At 64.6% G+C, this 14,868-nt stretch carries 16 protein-coding genes; 5 read left to right on the top strand and 11 right to left on the bottom strand.

Annotated features, from left to right (window positions below):
• Positions 1 to 29: 29 nt before the first annotated feature.
• From MUN85_RS04120 to MUN85_RS04110, 3 genes are all read right to left on the bottom strand, one after another.
• Entirely contained in the window at positions 30 to 206 is a 177-nt protein-coding gene (locus MUN85_RS04120) for a hypothetical protein (RefSeq protein ID WP_250505506.1), read from the bottom strand.
• A 126-nt stretch (positions 207 to 332) separates the two neighbouring features.
• Entirely contained in the window at positions 333 to 2,888 is a 2,556-nt protein-coding gene (locus MUN85_RS04115) for an endo-alpha-N-acetylgalactosaminidase family protein (RefSeq protein WP_250505505.1), read from the bottom strand.
• A gap of 266 nt (positions 2,889 to 3,154) precedes the next feature.
• Positions 3,155 to 3,415 carry a discoidin domain-containing protein gene (locus tag MUN85_RS04110; RefSeq protein ID WP_250505504.1) on the bottom strand — a complete coding sequence of 87 codons (261 nt, stop codon included), beginning with the start codon at positions 3,413 to 3,415 and terminating at the stop codon, positions 3,155 to 3,157.
• Positions 3,416 to 3,876: 461 nt separating this feature from the next.
• On the opposite strand from MUN85_RS04110, the gene MUN85_RS04105 reads away from it, so the two are divergent.
• The 3 genes from MUN85_RS04105 (at position 3,877) to MUN85_RS04095 (ending at position 6,547) form a co-directional block, all read left to right on the top strand.
• Entirely contained in the window at positions 3,877 to 5,508 is a 1,632-nt protein-coding gene (locus MUN85_RS04105; protein ID WP_250505503.1) for a sodium-dependent transporter, read from the top strand.
• On the top strand, positions 5,505 to 5,651 hold the full coding sequence (locus MUN85_RS04100; protein WP_250505502.1) for a methionine/alanine import family NSS transporter small subunit: 147 nt from the start codon (positions 5,505 to 5,507) through the stop codon (positions 5,649 to 5,651). Before MUN85_RS04105 ends, MUN85_RS04100 begins: the two co-directional genes overlap by 4 nt.
• 140 nt (positions 5,652 to 5,791) lie before the next feature.
• Positions 5,792 to 6,547, top strand: coding sequence for a hypothetical protein (locus MUN85_RS04095; RefSeq protein ID WP_250505501.1), 756 nt, complete (start codon positions 5,792 to 5,794; stop codon positions 6,545 to 6,547).
• Here the strand turns inward: MUN85_RS04095 and MUN85_RS04090 are convergent.
• From MUN85_RS04090 to MUN85_RS04055, 8 genes are all read right to left on the bottom strand, one after another.
• Positions 6,544 to 7,422, bottom strand: a complete 879-nt coding sequence (locus tag MUN85_RS04090) for a patatin-like phospholipase family protein (protein ID WP_250505500.1) — start codon at positions 7,420 to 7,422, stop codon at positions 6,544 to 6,546. The genes MUN85_RS04095 and MUN85_RS04090 overlap by 4 nt on opposite strands.
• Before the next feature lie 102 nt (positions 7,423 to 7,524).
• Positions 7,525 to 8,310, bottom strand: coding sequence for an ABC transporter permease (locus MUN85_RS04085; protein WP_250505499.1), 786 nt, complete (start codon positions 8,308 to 8,310; stop codon positions 7,525 to 7,527).
• Positions 8,307 to 9,149 (bottom strand): ABC transporter ATP-binding protein, encoded by an 843-nt coding sequence (locus MUN85_RS04080; RefSeq protein ID WP_250505498.1) that lies wholly within the window; start codon positions 9,147 to 9,149, stop codon positions 8,307 to 8,309. Before MUN85_RS04080 ends, MUN85_RS04085 begins: the two co-directional genes overlap by 4 nt.
• The gene (locus MUN85_RS04075) at positions 9,146 to 9,436 is read right to left on the bottom strand and encodes a hypothetical protein (protein WP_250505497.1); all 291 of its coding nucleotides are present in this window, start codon (positions 9,434 to 9,436) and stop codon (positions 9,146 to 9,148) included. The genes MUN85_RS04080 and MUN85_RS04075 overlap by 4 nt, the downstream gene beginning before the upstream one ends.
• A complete protein-coding gene (locus MUN85_RS04070; RefSeq protein WP_250505496.1) occupies positions 9,433 to 10,035 on the bottom strand; it encodes a hypothetical protein in 603 nt (200 codons plus the stop codon). The genes MUN85_RS04075 and MUN85_RS04070 overlap by 4 nt, the downstream gene beginning before the upstream one ends.
• Position 10,036: 1 nt before the next feature.
• Entirely contained in the window at positions 10,037 to 10,360 is a 324-nt protein-coding gene (locus MUN85_RS04065) for a PadR family transcriptional regulator (protein ID WP_073716002.1), read from the bottom strand.
• Positions 10,361 to 10,491: 131 nt separating this feature from the next.
• Positions 10,492 to 11,901 carry a sugar porter family MFS transporter gene (locus tag MUN85_RS04060; RefSeq protein WP_250505495.1) on the bottom strand — a complete coding sequence of 470 codons (1,410 nt, stop codon included), beginning with the start codon at positions 11,899 to 11,901 and terminating at the stop codon, positions 10,492 to 10,494.
• A 122-nt stretch (positions 11,902 to 12,023) separates the two neighbouring features.
• Positions 12,024 to 13,190: an ROK family transcriptional regulator gene (locus MUN85_RS04055; RefSeq protein WP_250505494.1), complete on the bottom strand. Its 1,167-nt coding sequence runs from the start codon at positions 13,188 to 13,190 to the stop codon at positions 12,024 to 12,026.
• A 106-nt stretch (positions 13,191 to 13,296) separates the two neighbouring features.
• Here MUN85_RS04055 and MUN85_RS04050 point away from each other — a divergent pair, with 106 nt between their 5' ends.
• Both MUN85_RS04050 and MUN85_RS04045 read left to right on the top strand, forming a co-directional pair.
• The gene (locus MUN85_RS04050) at positions 13,297 to 13,941 is read left to right on the top strand and encodes a DNA-3-methyladenine glycosylase I (RefSeq protein WP_250505493.1); all 645 of its coding nucleotides are present in this window, start codon (positions 13,297 to 13,299) and stop codon (positions 13,939 to 13,941) included.
• Positions 13,942 to 13,951: 10 nt separating this feature from the next.
• Complete coding sequence (locus MUN85_RS04045; protein ID WP_250505492.1) at positions 13,952 to 14,656, top strand: DUF4232 domain-containing protein; 705 nt, start codon at positions 13,952 to 13,954, stop codon at positions 14,654 to 14,656.
• The last annotated feature ends 212 nt before the right edge of the window (positions 14,657 to 14,868 follow it).

Raw genomic sequence — 14,868 nt, 5'->3', positions numbered from 1 at the left:
TTTCGGATCAGGCCGGACCCACACACCGTTTATCTGACAGTCCCCGTTCCGAAGAAGGGCAGATCGGACAGGTAGTTCGTCCCGTCGGTGATGGCCTTTTGGACGGTGACCGTCTTGGAAGTCGTCACCTCGCGGGCGCTGCCGTCGACGAGGTAGGACACGGTGAGCGTGAGCTCGCCGGGCTCGGCGCCCGCAGGTGCGGTCACGCGCCAGGCCTGGGAGGTCTCACCGTTCGAATCGGCGTCGACCTTCTCAACCGTCCAGCCCTCGGGCCGTCAGGGTGTGCGTCACGTCCGTGACGTCGCCGGTCTCGAAAATGTCGACCGTCGTCGTCACGTCGAAGGCCTTACCGCCCTCGACGTTTCCGGGCGAGGAAATCGCGGCCGAGGCGCAGGCTGGCATGTCCTCGGACTCCCCGAGGTCCTCGATGCGACGACGCGCAGGTCATCGATGCGGACCTTTGCTTCGCCCTCGCCGGCTGCGATCGTGAACGTTGCCGGGGAGCCCGTCGACGTGAACGTCACGCGCACCCGCTGGAAGTAGGTGCGCAGCTTCTCGTCGGAGGCCGTCGAGTTCAGCGCGGTGGAGCTGGTGATCGACGTCGTGGGCGCGCCCTCGACCTCGCTCTGGTAGCCCGCGGCGCTCACGCCGGTGCCGGTGACGGAGACGTCAACCGGGCGGGTGGTGCCCGGCTCAACCTCGATCCACGCCCAGGCGCTGTACGTGCCGGCGGGGAGGTCCAAGGCCTGGGAGATGCTCGAGGCACCGGCGCCGAGGACGGCCTGGTAGTTGTCGCGGTCGGTCTTTTCGATGCTCGCCTCGCCGCTCACCTGGTAGGCGTCGAGGGTGCCCGAGAAGAAGCCGGGATCAACGATGTGGCTCGCCTGGCCCCAGTTCGGTGCCTTGGCAGCCGGGACGCTGGTGCTCGGGTAGAGCACGTAGGCCGTGTTGGCTTCGGCGTCGATCGTGACCTTGCCGCCCGCAACCGCGAGGTCGGCGACCTTGACGCGTCCCGTATCCGTCAGCTTGAACAGGCTGAGCGCGGACTGGCCAGCGTAGGAGTCGGTCAGCGTCCACGTCGAGGAGCCACCGGCGGGGTTGTAGTGGTAGAGGCGGTCATCGCCGTCGGTCCACGGCAGCAGGTAGCGGCCCTGCTCGTAGACGGTGGCGCCGTCGTACTTGATGGTGCGGTTCGTCGGGATCGTCTTGCCGTCGATCGATGCCAGCGGCGAGGTCGCAACGGTGCCGTTACGGAAGGTGATGGTGTCCTTCGTCCAGCTCATGATGTCGGACTGCTGCAGGGACTTGGTCGGCAGGTTGCGTTCCCAAATGTTCTTGATGAAGCCGTTGTGGTTAACGTTGCCGGCCCAGCCTTCGAACTCCACGACGTTCGCATTCGACAGGATCGGATGCGGGTTGAAGGTGTCGCGGTAGGAGTTTTCGACGAAGCGAATGTACTGCGAGTTCAGGCCCTTGTTGTCCTGGCCGCCGTAGTTTTCGTCGGTGGCCCAGTGGGACCAGATCGAGTAGTCGGGGAACTTGTTCGACCACTCGGTTCCGACAACCCAGCCCTGCTTTTGCAGTTCGGCGCCCAGGCGCTGGCCTTCCCAACCGTCGGGGTAGTAGACGTCGATGTAGAGCCAGTTGAGGTTTTCGGGGGCTTCGTCGCGGAATTCCTGGAAGCGCTTCAGCACGTTGCGGGTGCCGAGGTCCTTGGGACCGTCGATGTAGTAGGACTGGTTCATCCAGCCCCACGCCTTTTGCGGCGGCATGCGCAGGAGCTCTTCGCTGAAGTTGTACGCCTCGGAGTAGGACTCGGTGACGTTGACGTGCACGCCGATATTGGCGTTCCACTTGGCGGCCTCTTCCGAGAGCGTCGTGAGGTCCTTCAGACCGCCGGCGCGTTCGTTGTAGTGGCCGGCGTGGTCCGGGTGGGCGGCGTCGTGGCCTTCGGCCTGGTAGCCCTTGAGCAGGACCTGCTGGCCGAGGTTATCGGTTTCGAGCGCGACGCGCTTCGTGTCATCCAGGGTGCGCAAGAAAGGGTGCGTGGCCTGGGAAACGATGTTGAACGGGATGCGCGTGATGACCGTGTTCCTTACGTCGTCCTGCCCATTGGTGGCGGGGCGGATATCGCGCGTGGCGATAGCGGCGTCCTGCCAGTCGACGATGCCGTCGTCGTTGGCGTCGGCGACAATCTTCACCTGGGCGAAGGGGTCTGCTTCGGGGCCGAGGCCCAGGTGGGCGGTGGTGCCGCGGTAGACGAACGGGCCGGGGCTGACGGTTCCGATGCGCGCGTCGCCGATCGTCGTGACGTTCGCGATCCAGCGGGCGTTGGACCCGGAGCGGGGGCCGTCGGAGGTGTTGTCGCTGACGGCGTTGGACATGAAGCCGGCCGCGAGCGCCTGCTCGTTGGCGCCGACCATGAAGCCGGTGTGGGTGCTAGGCTCTGCGGTTGCGACGTTCAGGCTCGTGTCCGGGTTCTGGGAGCGGCTGACGCCGAGCTTGCTCGTGATGATCGAGCCCTGCTGGGCGGCGGTGACGCTCACGAGATCCAGGCCCGGGACCGCGATGCGGTGGACCTTGCTGTCCGGGTCGTTCACGTCGGTGATCGTCCAGGACAGGACGCCGTCGGCAACCGTGATGGTGACGTTGAACGTGACGTCGAGGTCGGCGACACTCAGGGCGTAGGTGGCGCTCGCGCCGGTGCCCGTGGGGGCCGCGACGGTGACGTCGTAAGGCTTTTCGTCGATCGTGACCTGCGTGAGGGGATCGCAGAGCTTGCCGGCGAGCTGGGCATCGCCGAGACGGTAGTCGACGACCTGCGGGAAGTCAGGGTGGAGGCGGACGGACAGGCCGTCGGCACTCAGTTCGGGCGCGCCGTCGGGCACGACGATCTCGGGGCCGGGTGCTGGCGTGGATCGGTGGGTTCGGCCGGTTCGGTCGGCTCGACGGGCTCGCTGCCGTCGTCGGTCACGCTGAAGGCGTTGAACTCAGCGAGGGTAGCGACCTGTTCGGGGGTGTTGTTACCGCCCCAGGAGGCGTTGTAGACGACCTTGACGCGGCGCGCTGCGACGGCGTCGAAGTCGATGACGACGTCGGCCTTGGGGTCGGTTTCTGCGGCGACATCGCCCTTGGCGACCTCGGTGAAGTCCGCCTAGCACGACTCGGCCGTCTGGATCGAGTACTGCGCCACGCGGCCGGAGCCGTTGGAGGACTGGCGCGGCGTGAGCACGACGCGGCCGAGGTCAACGGCTTCGTCACCCAGCTCGATGGTGAGGTGGTGCGGCAGCGGATCGACGCCGCCCGCCCACTTGGTGTGCCAGTAGGTTTCTTTGTTTCCATCAAGCACGAGTGCGGCGGCACCGTTGGGCGCTTCGGCACTCTCTTCGACGGAGCTCACGTCGACGATGGACATCTGGCTTTGGTCGATGGCGGTCTAGACGGGCTCAGCAGCGGCAGGAGACGTGGTGGCTGGGAGGGCAAGTCCCGCACTCAAGAGACTACCTACCGCGATGACCCCAATGCTTCTTGCGAGGTTCATGAACGTCGTCGTCCTTTATTAGCGAATAGACACGGACCCAATCTCGTCCTGGCTCCGGGGGTCCGTGAGCCGAGGCACGATGGTGGGTTGTGGCGACAGTAGCGCGATTCTGATCGAACATGCAAGGTTTTGGATGAAATAGGTGGAATGCGCTCACTTTCCATCGTTTGACGGTGTGCGGAAATGATCGCTGATCTTCTGTGTATTTGTGCAGTTTAGCCCGCACGTCTCACGTGGTGGTCGCACTATTGCGTCAGGTGTTGGTTGGTCCTAACGTCGAGCTCACCTGAGGAGCAGGTCCCCTCCTTGCTCCGGGTGTGAGCTAGGGAGATGTCATGTCAATGAAGAAGCCGACGATGCGTCCGGGTGGTGATGCGAGCTCGGGCAATGGCCGCGAGCAGTGGACCGGCCAGTACGGATTTATTCTCGCCGCGATCGGCTCAGCCGTCGGGCTGGGCAATATATGGCGCTTTCCGGGCGTCGCTTATTCCAACGGCGGCGGCGCATTCCTCATCCCCTACCTCGTCGCGCTGCTGACGGCGGGCATTCCGATCCTGCTGCTCGATTACTCGCTCGGTCATCGCTTTCGGGGCGGGGCGCCGGCCGTCTTTCGTCGGCTCAGCAAGAACTTTGAGGTGATCGGCTGGCTTCAGGTGATGATCTCGTTTGTCATCATCACCTACTACGCCGTCATTTTGGCCTGGGCGCTGCGCTATATGTTCTTCTCTCTCAACGAGGCCTGGGGCGAGGACACGCTCGGGTTCTTTGTTGGGGACTTCTTGCAGGTAGGTCCGGCGGAGTTTTCTGCTGAGATTGTTCCCGGGATCTTCTGGCCGCTGATCGGCTTGTGGATTGTGGCAGCGATTGTCATGGCCCTCGGGATTTCGGGCGGTCTGGAGCGCGTAAACAAGATCTTCATGCCGCTGCTGATTGTCATCTTCCTCATCCTTGTGGTGCGGGCTCTGATGCTCCCGGGCGCGGTTGACGGGTTGAACTCCTTCTTCACACCGAACTGGCAGGCGCTGGCCGATCCGCAGGTGTGGATCGCGGCCTATTCGCAGATCTTCTTCTCGCTGTCGGTCGCCTTTGGCATCATGCTGACCTACTCCTCGTATCTGCGGCGACGGTCCAACCTGGCGCCGACGGCGCTCGTGACCGGGTTTGCGAACTCATCTTTCGAAATTCTCGCGGGTTTCGGAGTGTTTGCCACGCTCGGCTTCCTCGCCTTCCAGCAGGGGGTGGGCGTTAACGAATTGCAGGGCATCACGGGACCGATCTTGTCATTCGTCACGTTCCCCGCGGTGATTTCGATGATGCCGGGCGGCCCGTTCTTCGGCGTGATTTTCTTTGCCTCGCTCGTCATCGCGGGATTCACCTCGCTGATTTCGCTGCTACAGGTGGTCTCGTCTGCACTGCAGGAAAAATTCGGGATGAACCGCCGGCTCGCCGCCCTCATCACGTGTGGCACGACCGGGGTTCTATCGATCGGGCTGTATTCGACCACGAACGGGTTGAACGCGCTGGCTGTCGTCGATAAGTTCATCAACGAACTGGGCATCGTGGCCTCGGCCATTCTCATGACACTGCTCGTGTCCTACGTCGTCAAGAAACTGCCCGAGCTGCGCGCGCACATCAACCACTATTCGACGCTCACGATCGGCCCGTGGTGGTACATCGTGATCGGGGCGCTCGTGCCGATCGTTCTGACCGTCATCTTCGTCGCGACGGCCTACTCCCTCGTGACCGAGGGCTATGACCCGGATTCGTATTCGACGTCGTTTATTTACCAGTTCGGCTGGGGCATGCTCGTGCTCGTCGTGCTGTCGGCGTTTGTCTTCACCGTCGCGCCGTGGAAGACGAACGTTGATGAGTTCGACCCCGTCGACTTCCACGAAGACGGCGCCTCGGCGGGCGTACGTCAATCCCCCGGCGCTACCGCCTCACCCGACCAAAGGAGCAACCAATGACTACCATCGCAATCGTCATGATGGCTGTTGCTATCGCGACAGTATGGGGCGGCCTCGCGGTTTCCGTTGCCTATCTTGTTACGCACCCCGTAGAAGAAGAAGTTGACGGCCGGCAGAACTCAAGCGCTCACTTGGATGTCTAGGGGGTAAAAGTCCACAAGCTTCGCGGATAGTCGAACAACTCATTGCGCTGTTAGCCTTTAGGCAGTATAAATAACCCTCACGTACGCTTGACCGAAATGCTCTTAAGGAGCGCCCCGACAGAAGGATGGGTCTACCGGCCATGAACACCACTCCTCGCACACCCTCCCCGCTCGACCGCCGCACTGTTGTCTCAGGAGCCGCCTGGGCGGTGCCTGCCATCGCGCTCGGAACCAGCGCTCCTGCGTTCGCTACTTCCGAATGTTTAAGCATTCCGACAATCAACAACTGGAGGATGACGGATCAGGACGTCAACGAAAAGCCGTTCCGGATCATTAGGAATAACTCCACGCTGGAAGCGATCATCGACTGGGCGTGGTGGAATGGGAAATCGCGACCGGCCCTTGGCTACGGATGGGCGACCACGCCGCTTCGGGTCGAGCCCGGTCACCGATACACAATCAGGCTCGACCTTGAAACCTGTAAAGGCTATAACTACCCGGGTTCCGGATCCCCTGAATCCTGCGACACGAACAACACCACGCTGGATGTGTCGTGGATCCCCAGCGGCGGCCAGCCAGTCTCTCTTTTCAAAGGCTCGACGCAACCGACCAGTGGGTACGAGCACTTCGAACCGCCGCACAATTGCTCTGGGCCTGTGAACAACCGGCCTCCCAAATGGAGCGGGGTGAAGAACCGAGAGATCACCTTCGATGTGCCGTGCGGGGCGCCGAGCACCGGAACGCTCCGACTGCAATTCACGGCATACCCGCACAAGTTGGTGACCTCTGCAGGCAATCCCCGCAATGCTTCCAAAACGAAGTTCTCTAACCAGAACAACGATGACTGGCGCGTGACCCCAACAGTCGTGTCATGTGAGCGAATCGCCAGCTGCTAGCGGCCGAGGAACTCGCGGATGGCTGGGAGCTCCCGGCGGGCTTGGTCTAGGCCGAGCCGATGCGCAGCCCACAGCTTGTTCAGGTTGCGCTCACCGTTGGTGATGGGCATGGTTTCGGGCGCAAATACGTAGGCTCGACCGGCCTTTTCCAGCTCGAAGATGTGCTCGCGCGCGTCGTTGTAGCGCACGTGCCTATCTGCTAGGGCCTCATAGACGGCGGGATAGCGTCGGTAATGCTGGCGAATATAGCGACTAAAGCGCTGCGGACCTTTGACGTAGGAGCGCGGCTGGGTTAGCACGATGACGAACTTGGAAAACCCGTCGGCCTCCGCCTTATCGATCGCGATGCCGCCGGTGCCCCCGAGGGCGCCGTCGACGTAAACCTCGCCGTCGAGGGTGACGGGCGGCATGAGGATCGGCATCGTTGAGGAAGCTTGGACGCGCGTCATGAGATCGCGGATGTCGCCGATATCGCGCTTGGACCACCATGTTTGTTCGCCGCTGCGAGCGTTGAAGCCGCCGATGCGGAAGTCGGCGGGGTTTGCCATGAACGCGTCGTAATCGAAGGGGAAGGCTTGGCCGGGCAGGCCCGAGACCTGGTAGATGTAATGCGAGTTGAATAGGCCCTGGCCACGCAGGAAGGTGCGCCAGTTGCCAAGGAGCGGGTCGGCGGCGATTTCGACGAAGGCCTGGCGGGCGCGCTCGGGGGATTTGGCGATGTAATTGCACGTCATCGACGAACCCGCCGAGATGCCGGCCACCCAGCGAAAATCGAGCCCGGCCTCGATGAGCACGACGGCCATGGCGGAGGTGTAGGCGCCGCGTATGCCGCCGCCCTCGAAAATGAGGGCGGTGTCGGTAATTGGTTCAGTCATCGGCACTGAGCCTAGTCCGGCGCCCGGGCCCGCCGCACGTCGAACCGCATGGTGTAGCGCGCGGTGCGGGCGGCTGCGGGTGGCTGCGGCGCGGCGGTCCCGCTAGGGCAGTTCGCGACGGCGGAACACCTCGATGGCTGCGTAGGCGATGACGGCGGCACTCAGCAGGCTCGTGGCGATGGGGAGCCACAGCTCGGGGCCGGACACGGATTCCGTGGCAATGCGCCCGGGCAGGGCCAGGATGCCGGCGGGGCTGTAGCGCGCGGCCGGCGGCCAGATGGCAAGGAGTTGCAAGACGAAGAACGCGCCGATGCCGATACCGGCGGCGCCGATCTGGCTGGCGAGCGCGGCCGAGGCGAGCCACGTGACCGCAAGTAGCAACGCGGCGGCGACGCACCAGGCCGCGGTGGCTGCCACGAGGCGCACGGGGTCGCCGTCGTCGAAAAGTAGGGCCGTCATGCCCGCGGCGACGAGGGAGCCGAGCAGGCTCGTCGCGAGCGTGATGGCAAGGCTGACGACCATCGTCGCGGTGACGTAGGCGGCGCGCGAGAAGCCGCGCGTCAGGAGGAATTGCGCGGTACCGCGCGCGACGTTGCCCGCGATCGCGCCGCCAGCGATGACGATGAGCGCGATGAGGACGATCTGGGTAAGGTTCTTCGTCCACTGGGTGGCGGCGTCGGCGGCGGTGGGCTCGGGGATGAGCTCTCTCAGGGCGGGATCGCCGAGGCTGGAGAGGATCGCCGGCAGGTAGTACGCGGTGATGGGGCTTAAGAACGCGAAGATGGCGATGAGGACGACGATGACGACAAGGCGCGCGCCGCGCCGCCACGCGAGCCACTCGGTGGCGATCATGGTGCGCAGGCCGCTCATGGTGGTGGGGGCACTCATGCCGCACCGCCGCGCGTGAGCTCGACGTAGACGTCCTGCAGGCTCGCGCCCACCGCGCCCGCGGAGACAATGTCCGCACCTTGGGCTGCGAGCGCGTCACGGATCGCGCCCTCGCTTTCCGGTCCCGGCAGGCGGAGGCGGACCTCGTATTCGCCGGTGGCGGATCCGCGGGCGAGGACGTCGGCGATGGGGCCTTCGGCGATCATCGCGCCGTTGTGGATCATGCCGACGTGGGTGCACACCCGTTCGACGTCGGCCAGCAGGTGGGAGGAAAACAGCACCGTCGTCTTGCCGCGCAGCGAGGCCAGCAGGGCGAGGACGTCGGCGCGGCCGAGCGGATCAAGGGCCGAGGTCGGCTCGTCGAGGATGAGGAGCTCGGGTGCGGAGATGAGCGCCGTCGCGATGCCGAGCCGCTGGGTCATGCCGCGAGAGAATCCGCCGATGCAGCCGCGCACTCGCGCAAGTCCCGCGGTCGACAGTAGTGCGGGGATGCGCGCGTCAGTCACATCCCGCGGCGTGCCAGAGACATCGCCCGCGAGGCGCAGCGCCTCGGGTGCGGTGAGCCACGGGTAGAGGCCGGGGACGTCGGGCAGATAGGACACGCCGCGCACGGCCGGGGCGGGCAGCGTACCACGCTCGATACCGAGGACGGTGATCGTGCCGCTCGTAGCGGCGGCCAGGGAGAGCGCGATGCGCAGCGTCGTCGTCTTGCCGGCACCGTTGGAACCGATGAAACCGTAGATGGCGCCGCGCGGTACGGACATATTCAGCCCGTCGAGCGCGGTGTGCTCGCCGTAGCGTTTTGTTAGGCCCGTGGCCGACAGGGCGAGATCGCTCATCTCGTATCGTCCTTTTCGGGATAGAGGAGGTCGCTGAGAGTCTCGCCGGCTCGTTGGTCCTCGGGCGGCGCTTCACTGTGCCGCGTGCGTTCGCGGATGACGATGATGAGGAAAATCGTCGGGCCAACAATGCCCACCAGCAGGATGACGAGGAGCCAGGCAAACTTGTTGCCCGGCAGGAGCGCGGCGTCGGTGTGCAGCCAGATGATCGCAGCGGTGACGGCGAGGACCGCCTGCACGATGACGAGTATCGCGAGGAGTTCGAGTGGGATGCCGACGTCGATCATGAGCGCAGCTGGGTATCGAGTTCGCTGAGGGCCGCCTTGACGACGCCGACCGTGACGCCACCGGCGACGACGGGGTAGGCGAGGATCGAGGCGAGGACCGCCAGCGAGGGCTTGTCGGGGCGGGCGGCGGAACGCGCGGCAGCCAGCACGAGGCCCGTTGCCATGGTTTGGGTCCCCGTCGCGAGTGCCGATGCCGCCACGTTGGCGCCCGGGTCGTCCTTACCGCTGAGCTGCGCGAGGCCAGCCGCGCCGACGGACAGGGTGATCGGGGCCGCGAGCGCCGCCGCGGGTGAGGCGAAGGACCGCGGCCGGAATGCGCTATTCCAGCCCGTCGGCAGCTTCCTTGCGCGAACGCCCACGACGCCCGCGGCGACGATGGTGGTCGCGGCTCCCACGAGGGGCGCGAGTGCCAGCGCTCGGCGCACTCGGGCAGGGACGTAAGGGTCGAGGTCGGGTAGCGAGTCATCGGGGCGGATGAGGCCGAGCCTGACCGCGAGCGCACCGAGGTTGAGGTCCCACCCGAGACCGATCGTTCGGCGGACGAACAGCTGGGGGTTTTCTGGATCGAATTGTTTCAGCGCGGTGGGCGTCGTCGTCATGTCACTGTCCTAGGATCGCGGTCATTGCGGTAGAAAGTTCCCGCCAGGCATCGGTCAGGTTCGCCAGCTGGCGCCGACCGCCGGCGGTAAGTTCGTAGTATTTGCGCGGCGGCCCCACCGGGGATTCCTGCCAACGGGTGGCAACGAATCCCGCTCCTCGCAGCCGCGTGAGCAGTGGGTACAGCGTCCCCGAGGAGACTCGCAGGCCGCCGTTGGTCGCGAGGCGCTCCAGGAGTTCGCCGCCGTAGCTCGGGGCGCGCTCGAGTTCGGCAAGAACGGCAAGCTCGAGTACGCCTTTGCGCAGCTGGGAGTCCTTGGCCTTCATCTCGCTACCTCGCTTACCGAGTATCTATGTTTTACATAGTAGCAGGCGCAGGACTAGGACGCGGGAACACCAACGGGGGCGGCCGCCAAATCGTAGCGACCGCCCCCGCGAGCAGGACGTGGTGCTAAGGCCTATTCCGTCATGTCCTCCAACTCGCGCCCGTTCGTCTCCGGCACGAACTTCGCAACGAACAGGAAGGAGATTGCAGCGAACGCGGCGTAGAGCCCGTATGCAAGTCCGAGCGAGTAGGCGGCGAGCGGCGGGAAGGTCTGGGTGACGAGGAAGTTCGCGAACCACTGCGCAAAGCCGGCGACGGCAAGCGCGGCGCCGCGGAAGCGGTTGGGGAACATTTCGCCGAGCATGACCCACATGACCGGGCCCCACGAGACGCCGAAGAAGACGACGAACAGGTTCGCGCACACGAGCGCGATCGGTCCGGCGGCACCCTCGAGCACGGGCCCAGCGTCGGTCACCGGCGCCATCGCAAAAACGACAGCCATCGTGCCAAGGGTCAGCGCCATCCCGATAGAGCCGACGAGCAGCAGCGGCTTTCGCCCGACCTTGTCCACCAGCAGGATCGCGAAAATCGTGACCGTGACGTTAATCGTCGCGGAGATCAGCGAGAAGATAAAGGACTGCGATTCGGAGAACCCAACAGACTGCCACAGCGTGTTGGAGTAGTAAAAGACGACGTTAATGCCGACGAACTGCTGGAAGATCGCGAGCGCAATACCGACCCAGACAATCGGCTTGAGGCCTGCGGCCGCCCCGCGAATATCCTTCAGCGACGGCTTTTCTTCCCGCTCCAGCGATTCCTTGATGCGGTTGAACGAGATTTCCAGGTTCTTCTGGCCGAGGATCAGCGTCAGGACGCGGCGAGCTTCGGGAATCTTGTGCGTGGCGACGAGATAGCGCGGCGACTCGGGAATGAGGTAGGCGCCGACGAAGTACCCGAGTGCCGGAAGGGCTTCGACGAGGAGCATCCAGCGCCAGGCCTCCATGCCAAACCACAGATCTGCGCCGGAGCCGCCTGCCGCATCGGCGAGGAGCTTGTTGACGAGCTGAGACAAGAAGATGCCGACGACGATCGCGAACTGCTGCAGCGACCCGAGCCGGCCGCGAATGTGGGCCGGTGCGATCTCGGCGATATAGGCCGGAGCGATGACCGAGGCGATGCCCATGCCGACGCCACCGATGACGCGGAAGATGATGAGCGTGTAGATCTCGGGCGCGAGGCCGGAACCCAATGCGGAGACGAGGAAGAGGACGGCCGCGATCTTCATGACGGCGATGCGGCCGATGCGATCGGAGATCGAGCCCCCGGCAAAGGCGCCGATAGCCGCGCCGACGAGGGCGGAGGCGACGGCGAAACCGAGCGGACCGGGACCGACATCGAACTGCGAACGGATCGCCTCCGTCGCACCGTTGATGACGGCGGAGTCATAACCGAAGAGGAATCCGGCAAGCGCCGCGACGGACGCAATCAAAATAACGGAGCGACCGGTCTCCGTTGAGGGCGGCTTCTGTGCCGTGCTGTTCATCGTCAAGCCTCTCTGCTCTCTTACTCAGCCCTTCGCGAGCGTTAAACCTATGAAAGCATTAAGAGGCGCTAGCGGTCAAGCCTTGAATGCATTGGGAGATCCATGTCGCGCTCCCGGTTGGTCTAGAACGCCGGTGCATGCTCCAGCGCGAGGCTGACCGCTCCCAGCACATGGCTACGCACCCCAAGGGAAGAGACGCGAAACTCAAGGCTTTGCACTACGCCTCGCACGGCGTAGCGCGAGACCGTGCGACGAATCGGATCGATGATGATCTCGCCCGCCTCGGCGAGCGAGCCCCCGATGACGATGACGCTGGGGTTGACCGTGTTGGCAAGGTTGGCGAGCGCGAGCCCGATGACCTGGCCCGCATCCTCCAGGACTCGAATGCATGCGGCATTTCCGGCGTGCGCGGCGTGAATGACCTCGTCGATCGTGACGTCCTCGCCCATAACCGGGCGTAGCAGCGCGAGGATCGCCGGGACGGAGGCGAGAGTTTCAAGGCAGCCGCGGTTGCCGCAGCGACACACAGCCCCGTCTTCGTCGATCGTCGTATGGCCAACTTCGCCTGCCGAGCCGTCAGCCCCGCGATAGAGGCTGCCCGAAAGGACGAGGCCGGCGCCGATGCCGCCAGAGAGTTTGAGGTAGGCGAGGTCATCGACGCCCTGGGCGGCTCCCCAGATTTGCTCGCCAATCGCACCAAGGTTTGCGTCATTATCGACAAAGACGGGCACCCCGAGAGCTGCTTCGGCGCGTTCCTTGACGTCGATGTCCGCCCAGCCGGGCATGACGTCGCGCGAAGTGATGCGCCGGCCGTCGAGGTCGATGGGGGCGGGCAGCGCGAGGCCAGCGACGAGGATGTCCTCGCGGTTGATCGCCGCCTCCGCGCACACCTCATCGAGGAGGGTCTGCAGCGTGGCGAGGTCCTCGTCCCAGCGGTGGCCGTGTTGAAGCTCGATGCGACGCTCGGCGACGATGTCGTGGGCGAGGCTCGACAGGGCGATCGTGAGGTGGCGGTGGCCGACCTCGATGCCGAGGGCGAGCCCTGCTGGCGGAATGAGGCCGATGAGCTGGCCGTGCGGACCGCCGCGGTTCTCCTTGCGCTCAATGAGCTGCTGGTCAGCAAGCTCGCCAACAATGTTCGAGACGGTCGAGGCGGCAAGGCCCGTCGAGCGCGCAATCTCGGCCTGGGTGAGTTCGCCGCGGCGGGACAGCTCGTCGATGATGCGCCGTTGATTCGCGGTGCGCAGCGCGCGTTGCGAGCCGCCGGTCACCGCAGTCGTTCGTGCCATGAACTCATTTCACCACAGAAGCGTTCGACCTGGAAGGCTAGAGTTCGCAAACCTCACTATCCACAGACCGAGAGCCCATCGCCGTGCGAGCGCTTACCCTCGGGTTATGGCTGACAGCACTGCGGACCTCATCATCGGCGAGGACGGGCTCGCGCGCCCGGCTTGGGCGGCGGGCGATCCTCTCCTGCGTGAGTACTACGACACCGAGTGGGGCATGCCCGTGACCGACGAGTCCGGTGTCTTCGAACGGCTCAGCCTCGAAGCGTTTCAGTCGGGGCTGTCCTGGCGGCTCATTCTTGCGCGCCGGGAGGCCTTCCGCGAACTTTTTGCGGGCTTCGATCCGCAGGCCGTTGCAATGTTCAACGAGGACGATGTCGAACGGCTCGTGGCCGATGCCCGCATCATCCGAAACCGCCGCAAGATCGAAGCGACGCTCGCCAATGCGCGCGCGACGCTGGAGCTTCGAGCAACCGGCAGTCTGTCGGATCTCGTATGGAGCTACCGGCCGGCACGCACTCCTGCTCCGCGCAGCGCAGCCGAGGTGCCAAGTTCGTCACCCGAGTCCGTAGCGCTAGCAAAGGAGTTGAAGCGGCACGGATTTCGGTTCGTCGGCCCGACGACGATCTTCGCGCTGATGGAAGCCATCGGTATCGTCGATACCCATCTAGTTGGCTCGCACCGGCGGGGCGCCTCCGAGCTGTGGAATCCCGACGGCACCCAGCGCCTCAAGCCGGCTGCGGAGGGAGCGTAGACTCGCACCCATGAACTGCGCGCGACGATGTGGCCCACTCATCCTCGCGGTGGCGGTCCTGCTCGGCGCGTGCAGCTCCTCGGAGCCACCGGAGCCTATCGTTCGTGGTCCACTGCCGGGCGCCGATGCCGATCGCGAGGCACTCGACCGCGTCCGCAGCGACAATTACCGTCAAGCCTCCCCTGATGCAGCCGAATCTGCCCCCGCGACGAACGCGCCAAAGCCGATCACCGACCTCACGAGCGAGGAGCGTCGAGCATTCTTACTGCTCGAGGCCAAGGGCGAACCGCAGGAGCCAAGCTGCACGCCAAAGGACGTCATCTTCCGCTACCAGTTCAACGATGCGGCCGCGGGCCACCGCTACGCCCTCATCGAGGTCGAGAACATCAGCGCCCAGGATTGCGGTCTAGGTTTCTTTCCCGGAATGGGCGTGGCCTCCACCGACGGCGAGCCCATGTCACCGCGACTCGAGGTGAGCGATCTCGACATCAGCAATGAGCCCGTCACCCCGCGCGCGATCGTCCTATCTCCCGGTGGTAAGGCATTTACCGAGATCGAGTGGACAGGCGAGCTGGCAGGAAATTGGCAGCCGCACCTAGGCGCGTTCGCGATCCAACTCGCCCCGGGAGGCGACGTCGCAATGTACGAGCCGCCCGAGCCGATCATTGACCTCGGCAACGGCACAACCCTGCGGTTCACGGCCTGGCAACAGTAGGTGGAAACGCCATCGCTCTAGCTCGCGGATATCGGTGTGCCCGGAATGCGGTAGACGTCGCCAAGCGGGGCGACCTCCTAATTCCGGATCACTACTAGAAGTCCGAAGCATCGACTGAAGCCAGTTGGGCTTAGCATCAGAAAACGACATCGATCATCGTGAGCACCCCAGATACCAGATACACATGCCTCGCCGATTCTTAATGATTCCCC

This window comes from Bowdeniella massiliensis, assembly GCF_023634005.1.
Classification (GTDB): Bacteria; Actinomycetota; Actinomycetes; order Actinomycetales; family Actinomycetaceae; genus Bowdeniella; species Bowdeniella massiliensis.
Note: the sequence above shows the minus strand (reverse complement) of the source record. Positions and strands in the feature narration are given on the sequence as shown.